At 65.2% G+C, this 7112-nt stretch carries 8 protein-coding genes; 5 read left to right on the top strand and 3 right to left on the bottom strand.

What is annotated here, in order from left to right; all coding sequences use genetic code 11:
- Both WAW17_RS22490 and WAW17_RS22495 read left to right on the top strand, forming a co-directional pair.
- Positions 1-1072, top strand: a 1072-nt coding sequence (locus tag WAW17_RS22490) for an NAD(P)/FAD-dependent oxidoreductase (RefSeq protein WP_422335125.1), incomplete at its 5' end; no start/stop codon positions are given.
- Between the two features lie 76 nt (positions 1073-1148).
- Positions 1149-1919 (top strand): glutamate racemase, encoded by a 771-nt coding sequence (locus WAW17_RS22495; protein ID WP_422335126.1) that lies wholly within the window; start codon positions 1149-1151, stop codon positions 1917-1919.
- Here the strand turns inward: WAW17_RS22495 and WAW17_RS22500 are convergent.
- Both WAW17_RS22500 and WAW17_RS22505 read right to left on the bottom strand, forming a co-directional pair.
- A complete protein-coding gene (locus WAW17_RS22500; RefSeq protein ID WP_422335127.1) occupies positions 1907-2554 on the bottom strand; it encodes a TetR/AcrR family transcriptional regulator in 648 nt (215 codons plus the stop codon). The genes WAW17_RS22495 and WAW17_RS22500 overlap by 13 nt on opposite strands.
- A gap of 108 nt (positions 2555-2662) precedes the next feature.
- Positions 2663-3025 carry an SPW repeat domain-containing protein gene (locus WAW17_RS22505; protein WP_422335128.1) on the bottom strand — a complete coding sequence of 121 codons (363 nt, stop codon included), beginning with the start codon at positions 3023-3025 and terminating at the stop codon, positions 2663-2665.
- A 175-nt stretch (positions 3026-3200) separates the two neighbouring features.
- On the opposite strand from WAW17_RS22505, the gene WAW17_RS22510 reads away from it, so the two are divergent.
- Positions 3201-3929, top strand: a complete 729-nt coding sequence (locus WAW17_RS22510; protein WP_422335129.1) for a DNA alkylation repair protein — start codon at positions 3201-3203, stop codon at positions 3927-3929.
- A gap of 12 nt (positions 3930-3941) precedes the next feature.
- Here WAW17_RS22510 and WAW17_RS22515 read toward each other — a convergent pair whose 3' ends face one another.
- Entirely contained in the window at positions 3942-4997 is a 1056-nt protein-coding gene (locus WAW17_RS22515; RefSeq protein WP_422335130.1) for a 2Fe-2S iron-sulfur cluster-binding protein, read from the bottom strand.
- A 333-nt stretch (positions 4998-5330) separates the two neighbouring features.
- On the opposite strand from WAW17_RS22515, the gene mdo reads away from it, so the two are divergent.
- Together mdo and WAW17_RS22525 are read left to right on the top strand one after the other, a co-directional pair.
- A complete protein-coding gene (gene mdo, locus WAW17_RS22520; protein ID WP_422335131.1) occupies positions 5331-6602 on the top strand; it encodes an NDMA-dependent methanol dehydrogenase in 1272 nt (423 codons plus the stop codon).
- A gap of 103 nt (positions 6603-6705) precedes the next feature.
- On the top strand, positions 6706-7112 hold a 407-nt coding region (locus WAW17_RS22525), incomplete at its 3' end, for an AAA family ATPase (protein ID WP_422335132.1).

Below are 7112 nucleotides of genomic sequence, written 5' to 3' on the forward strand. Positions count from 1 at the left end.
ACACCTGCCCTACGATCGCCCCCCGTTGTCGAAGGAAGTGGTGCGTGGGGAGAGGAGCGACACCACGCTGAGGCCGCAGGAATTCTTCGACGAACAGAACATCGAACTGCGGCTGGGGGTCGAGGCGGTCTCGGTCGATACCGGATCCCGCATTCTGAGACTGGCCGACGGTTCCGAGTTGGGTTACGACGAGCTGGTGATCGCTACCGGTCTGGTTCCCCGGCGCATCCCGGGATTGCCGGAGATGACTGGGGTCCACGTGCTCCGCTCGATCGACGAGTGCCTTGCTCTGCGGGCGGATCTCGCGGAGGCCAAGCGGGCTCTGATCGTCGGCGCCGGCTTCATCGGCTGTGAACTGGCGGCGAGCATGCGCGCAGGCGGACTCGACGTGGTGCTGGTGGAACCGCAGCCGACGCCGCTCGCGTCGGTGCTCGGGGAGAAGATCGGCGGATTGGTCGCCCGGCTGCACGTCGACGAAGGTGTCGATCTGCGTACCGGAGTCGGCCTGACCTCGCTGATCGGTACCGATCAGGTCACCGGTGCGGTACTCGGGGACGGAAGTGAGGTCGACGTCGACGTCGTCGCGATCGGAGTGGGATCGGTTCCTGTCACGGCGTGGCTGGACGGTTCGGGCATCGAGCTCGACAACGGCGTGGTGTGCGACGAAGTGGGCCGGACCGCGGTCCCGCACGTATGGGCGGTCGGGGATGTCGCCGCGTGGCAGTTGCAGGTCGGTGGGCGAAAGCGCGTCGAGCATTGGACCAACGCCGGCGAGCAGGCCAAGGTCCTCACCGCCGCGTTGATGGGCAGCGAGCAAGCTCCTGGAGAGCAGGTGCCCTATTTCTGGAGCGATCAGTACAACCTGAAGATCCAGGCGCTGGGAACGGTGGCCGCCACCGACGAGGTGCACGTGGTCCAGGACGACGGACGCAAATTTCTCGCCTACTACGAGCGTGACGGCATTCTCACCGGCGTGGTCGGCGCCGGCATGGCAGGTGCCGTCATGAAGATGCGCGGCAAGATCGCGTCGCGGACACCGATCTCCGAGGTCCTCGAGGCGGTATCCACCTAGGCGCGGGCGCCGTGTCACCCGGCCCGGACGCCGTGTCGGCTCGGGGGCGTCCGGGTGGTCGCGATAGATTCATCGGGTGATCGTTGCGCTCATCGACTCAGGCCTGGGGATGTTGCCGACGTCGGCGTGGCTCCGCAAGTTGCGGCCCGAGCTGGATCTGATCCTCGCGCTGGACCCGGAGGGGGCTCCGTGGGGTCCCAAACCGGAGCAGTGGGTGATCGATCGGGTGCTCATGACCGTGGAGCGCTCTCTCGACCACGGCGCCGACGTGATCGTCCTGCCGTGCAACACGGCGAGCGTCACGGCCCTCGAGCACGTCCGTGACTTCGTGGGCGAGGACGTGCCGGTGATCGGCACGGTGCCCGCCATCAAGCCGGCCGCTGCCGTCTGTGAGTCCGTGGCCATCTGGGCCACCGCGGCCACCACCGCGAGTCGCTATCAGGCCGATCTGATCGATCGGTTCGGTAACGGGAGTTCCGTGGTCGGCGTTGCCTGTCACGGACTTGCCGACGCCATCGATCGGGGCGACCGGGCCACCGTGTCCGCGGCCATTGCGTCGGCGGTCGAACGCACACCGGGCGATGTGGGCGGGGTGGTGCTCGGATGCACTCACTACCCTCTCGTCGCCGAGGAAATCGCGGCGCAGCTGCCGGTAGGTGTGCGGTTGTTCGACAGCGCCGAGGCCGTCGCGACGCAGACTCTTCGCCGCATCGACGCGCTCGGACGGGCTGTGACTGGCGACGGAACCATCGAGGTCTTTCTCAGCGGACGCGCCGGGCGGCTTCCGGCGAGCGCGGGGGCGTTCCCGGCCGGTCGGCTGCTCACCGGATCCGCTCAGCCCAGCTGAACCATCCCGGCGGCCACCACGCGCGCGACGTTGTTCAACTCTTCGTCCTGCCTGTGGGACAGCCCGTCCTGCTCGCGCAGGCGCTCGTAGCCGGCCAACGAGAACATCGCGCTCACCCAGGCGTTGGCGCACGCACGGAGCGTGCCTTCCCGCACGGGGAACGGTGAGCTGGCCTTCAGCAGACGTACCGTGAGATCGCCGAGGTTGTCGAGAAAGCGCCGTAGGTGCGCACGCACATCCGGGTGGGTGTCGGCCTCCCGCCACAGAATCACACGCATCACCTGGTGATCGCGCGTGTTGAACGCGGTGTCGAGATTCACCAGGCTCGCTGCGGGATCGCCCGGACTGACCAGCGGATCCACGTCTGCGAATGGTTCGATCGGCAGCCGTTCGGACAGCAGTGCCAGGAGGATGTCGGTCTTGGCGGGAAAATAGTAGAACACCAGGCCTTTCGGGACGTACGCGGCGGATGCGATGGACGCGGTGGAGGTGGCATCGAATCCGTTTCTGGCAATCAGGTTTTCGGCTGCATCGAGGATGAGTTCGCGAGCGTTACCGTCTACCTTCGCGCTACGCCGCCGGCGGCCCTTGCGGGACTCGGGGGGACCGGTCTTACCGAAGTGTGGTGTGGGCATGGTGTGCATCCGGACGTGAAGGGCGGGGCGAAGGCCACGGGAAGATCACCTCTCACCTGGTCTGCGCCCCGCCCGAATCGTTGTTCTCGACGGTTGTCACGGATCCGATCAGTGCGCGGCGATGCCTCCGTGTCCGTGCATCCGAGCACTCATCACCGGCATACCGGTGACAGCCACGACGACTGTCAGTACACCGACCACCCATGCGGTCCACGAGGCGCCCCGCAGCGAGTCGAAGTTCATCACCCAGGGGGCGAGGAACAACAGCACACCGAAGAGGGCCATTCCGTACTCGGCCACCGTCATGTCCGGCCGGTACATGTGGACCAGACCGGACAGTGCCACGAGCGCACCGAGAACGATGAGTGACCACATCGCGGCGTTGTTGGTGTCGAGCCAGATCGGCGAGATCGCCGCAAAGACTCCGATCACGATCGCCGCAACATCCTGCATACGACTCCACGATTTCATGTCCAGCCTCCTCGAGTGGATTGTGTCCACTTCGAGTACACGCCTGACTGACCGCCCGATCAATAGTGGACCCGGTTGCATTCATATAACGGGACAGCCCAGGTCAGAGCATGTTTTGTGATCTTCATCCCGGTGATCCGCCGGGCCTGTCGGGCGGCTGTGGGACAGTGCTCTCGTGACCTCCACGGCGGACGATGTGAAGCAGGCCCTCGCGAATCTGGCGGACGACCGCGATGCAGCGAATCTGGCACGGTTCTTCAAGACCGGTCCGGGAGAGTACGGCGAAGGGGATGTGTTCATCGGAGTCCGGGTGCCAGGAACACGCATTGTCGTTCGTCGGCATTCCGATCTGGATCTGTCCGAAGTCGGTGTCCTGCTGGACAGTCCGGTACACGAGCATCGCCTGGCGGGTCTCCTCGTTCTCGTCGCGCAGTTCGAGAGGTCGGCCGGCGCAGGAGACGAGGCGCTATGCGAGAAGATCGCCGATTTCTACCTCGACCTTGTGATGCGGGGCAGAGTGAACAACTGGGACCTCGTCGATGCGTCGGCTGATCACATTCTGGGGGAGTGGTTGTGTGACAGGCCGCGGGACGTGCTCTTCGCGCTGGCCGCGGACGGCGACCTGTGGCGTCGCCGGGTGTCACTGCTCAGCACCTTCGCGTTCCTCCGGCGCGGTGATGCATCCACCACGCTCGAGGTGGCGGAGCGGGTCCTTGCCGACCGCCGCGACCTCATCCAGAAGGCCGCCGGATGGATGCTGCGGGAGGTCGGCAAAAGGGTGGACCGGGATCTGCTTACCGGTTTCCTCGACCGGCACGCGGCCGAGATGGGCCGCACCGCGCTCTCGTATGCCTGTGAGCATTTGACGGCGGAGGACCGGGCCCGCTACCGCGCACGGCGCTAGCGGGTAGCCCGCTCAGAACTCGATCTTGAGATGGTCCGTTACGGGGTGGGCCTGGCAGCCCAGGATGTACCCGTTCTCGATGTCTTCCGGATCGAGGATCTCGCTGTTGTCCATCTCCACCTTGCCCTCGAGGACTGTGCAGGCGCAGGACCCGCACTCGCCCTCCTGGCAGGAATACGGAACGTCGATTCCCTTGGCGAGCATGATGTCGACGAGCGTTTGCTTGCGCGGCCAGGTCAGGTTGTGGGTCTCGCCGTCGAGTTCCACCTCCACCGTGGCGGAGTCGGCCGCCTCGTCCTCGGTGACTTCCACGACATCGACGTCACGGAACGGATCGCCTGCCAGCGAGTTGAACACTTCGGCGTGCACTTGGCTGCGCGGCATCCCGGCGTCGGCGAGGGCCTTGTGGACGGTGTCCATGAACGGTGCCGGACCGCACATGAACGCCTCGTGCCCGAGATAGGGCGCGATCGCGGAGGCGAGCTGGTCGACGCCGGGTAGCCCCTGCACGGTTTCGAGCCAGTGGATCGAGACGAGTCGCGAGGGGTACCGGCCGGCCAGTGTGCGCAGTTCCTCCGCGAAGATGACGGATTTCTCGTCACGGTTCGCGTAGAAGAGCACGACCTTGCCGGTGCCCTCGGTGAGGGCCGCCTTGAGGATCGAGATCACGGGGGTGATGCCGCTACCTGCAGCGAAGAGGAGGAAGTCGTGGTCCAGCGACTTCGGGGTGAACACACCCGACGGCGGAAGGACTTCGAGAGCGTCCCCGACGGCGACGTTGTCGCAGAGCCAGTTGGATCCGTAGCCGTCCGCGGTGCGCTTGACGGTGACCTTCGGTGCGGCATCGGTGAACGGCGAACTGGCGAGCGAGTAACACCGGGCCACGGATCCGGTCTGATCGCTGGGTATGCGGAGCGTGAGGAACTGGCCGGGCTTGTACCTGAACTTGTCGGCGAGATCGGCGGGCACGTCGAAGACCAGTGATCGGGTGTCGCGAGTCTCGTCCACGACGCCGGACACGGTGAGTACCGCAGATCGTGAGCTGTGCGGTACGTCGACAGTTGTCATCGGGTGTGTCGTCCTCTCGTCTTCGTCCGGCGCCGGAGCGCTCGAACACTCGCTCCAAATATAGAACAGGTTCTAGTTTTTTCCCAGTGCGTGCCTCGGCGGTGCAGACGCAAGCGTATCGAGGGGCGTCCCCTCCGCTTCGTCCTGTCCGCCACTACCCGTTCGGGCAGTCTCTTCGCCGCGATCGGACGGTTCGAACACCAGGGCCTGTGCCCGGGGTCGAGGTTGCGTCACAGTGAGTTCCGGGTGAGACGTCGATCACAAGCCCGACGTCGGCACTCTTTCACCTCCCACACACCGTTCAGTTCGGAACCGACAATCGAGGAGACGGCAATGGCCATCGAGCTCAACCAGATCTGGGACTTCCCCATCAAGGAGTTCCATCCGTTCCCGCGAGCACTGATGGGGGTGGGAGCCCACGACATCATCGGTGTGGAGGCCAAGAACCTCGGGTTCAAGCGCACCCTCCTCATGACCACCGGCCTGCGCGGATCGGGCATCATCGAGGAACTCGTCGGCAAGATCGAATACCAGGGCGTCGAGGTGGTCCTCTACGACAAGGTGGAGTCCAACCCGAAGGACTACAACGTCATGGAGGCCGCCGCGCTCTACCAGAAGGAGAAGTGCGACTCGATCATCTCGGTCGGTGGCGGCTCGAGCCACGACGCCGCCAAGGGTGCGCGTGTCGTCGTCGCGCACGACGGGCGCAACATCAACGAGTTCGAGGGATTCGCGAAGTCCACCAACAAGGAGAACCCGCCGCACATCGCCGTGTCCACCACGGCCGGTACGGGTTCGGAAACGTCCTGGGCCTATGTCATCACCGACACCTCCGACATGAACAACCCGCACAAGTGGGTGGGTTTCGACGAGGCGACCATCGTGACACTTGCGATCGACGATCCGCTGCTGTACTACACCTGCCCGCAGCACTTCACCGCGTACTGCGGCTTCGACGTCCTCGCGCACGGAAGTGAGCCTTTCGTGTCGCGCCTCGACTTCGCGCCGTCCCTCGGAAATGCTCTCTACTCCGTCGAACTGGTGGCGAAGAACTTGCGCGAGGCGGTCTTCGAGCCGCGCAACCTGAAGGCCCGAGAGGGAATGATGAATGCGCAGTACATCGCCGGTCAGGCGTTCAACTCCGGCGGCCTCGGTATCGTGCACTCCATCTCGCATGCGGTCAGTGCCTTCTTCGACAGCCACCACGGCCTCAACAACGCGATCGCGTTGCCGCGGGTCTGGGAGTACAACCTGCCGTCGCGCTACGAGCGGTACGCCCAACTGGCGGGCGCGCTGGGCGTCGACACCCGGAACCTCACGACGGTGCAGGCAGCCGACGCCGCCGTCGAGGCCGCGATCCGGCTGGCCAAGGACGTCGGGATCCCGGACAACTTCGGTCAGGTGCGCACCGACTCGTACGAGAAGAACCAGATGAACACCAAGAAGTACGAGGGTCGCGGCGACACCATCCGCGGCGACGAGAAGACTGTGCGCGCCATCTCGGAGCACATCCAGGACGACTGGTGCACGCCCGGAAACCCGCGCGAGGTGACGGTCGAATCGATGATCCCGGTGGTCGACCACGCGATCAACAATTCGTACTGACCGACACCAACCAGCCGTGTCCGGGGCGGGCCCGAAGTCCCAGCCGACCCCGCCCCGGATGCGTTCCCGCCGAGACTCGCTCACGAAGGACGGACGCCCGACCATGACCGCACCGCACCCAGTCCCGGAACCGGCCGATGTCTGCTTTGCCGACGGCGCAGAGTTGAAGGAGGCGCTGCGGGACGTCGACTACATCGCGGACGACGAGTTCGCCGTGGTGGTGCACCTCGCGACCGCACTCGAACGTCCGCTGTTGCTCGAGGGGCCGGCCGGGGTGGGTAAGACGGAACTGGCGAAGTCGCTGGCCGAAGCCGCCGGCCGCAAGCTCGTCCGGTTGCAGTGCTACGAGGGTCTCGACGACAACCGTGCCCTGTACGAGTGGGATTACGCCAAACAGCTTCTGCATGTGCAGATGTTGCGTGATCGGATCAGTGAACGGATGGCGGGTTTCGACGACGTCGCCGAGGCTTCGAAGTTCCTGGCGGCCCAGGATTTCGGTCTGTACTCGGA

This window comes from Rhodococcus sp. (in: high G+C Gram-positive bacteria), from assembly GCF_049286785.1.
Lineage (GTDB): Bacteria > Actinomycetota > Actinomycetes > Mycobacteriales > Mycobacteriaceae > Rhodococcus_F.